Source organism: Fundicoccus sp. Sow4_F4 (assembly GCF_052116145.1).
GTDB lineage: Bacteria > Bacillota > Bacilli > Lactobacillales > Aerococcaceae > Fundicoccus.
Window position 1 is genome coordinate 1 of record NZ_JBQKLQ010000025.1, and the last position, 379, is coordinate 379.

The window sequence follows — 379 nt, forward strand, 5'->3', positions numbered from 1 at the left end:
CTTAACCACATTTTTGCGCTGATACTTTCGTATCGGTTTATTACTTGGTCTTGCTTTATTTCATCTATATTGCTATAGACTCGGTCAATTCTCGGTTTAATTATATCTTTTTTGAAATTATAATTTTGGTTCTATTAGTCTTGACTCGCATTGAATCAATTCTAATAGGATTTTGTTTGAGTATTCAGTTTTCAATGATCACCTTGTCAAAAAGCATTGATTCAACACTTAAAGACAAAAAATTTGAGTCTCTCTAATCTTGCGATTAAAGCTCACTCAAAACTAAACAAAGATAATAGCCACTTGGTAAGATTCCTATACTCCTTAGAAAGGAGGTGATCCAGCCGCACCTTCCGATACGGCTACCTTGTTACGACTT

At 34.0% G+C, this 379-nt stretch carries 1 rRNA gene; it reads right to left on the reverse strand.

The annotated features are described in order from the left end of the window. Positions 1-328: 328 nt before the first annotated feature. Positions 329-379, reverse strand: a 16S ribosomal RNA gene (locus ACTQ5J_RS13525); the annotation flags it as partial.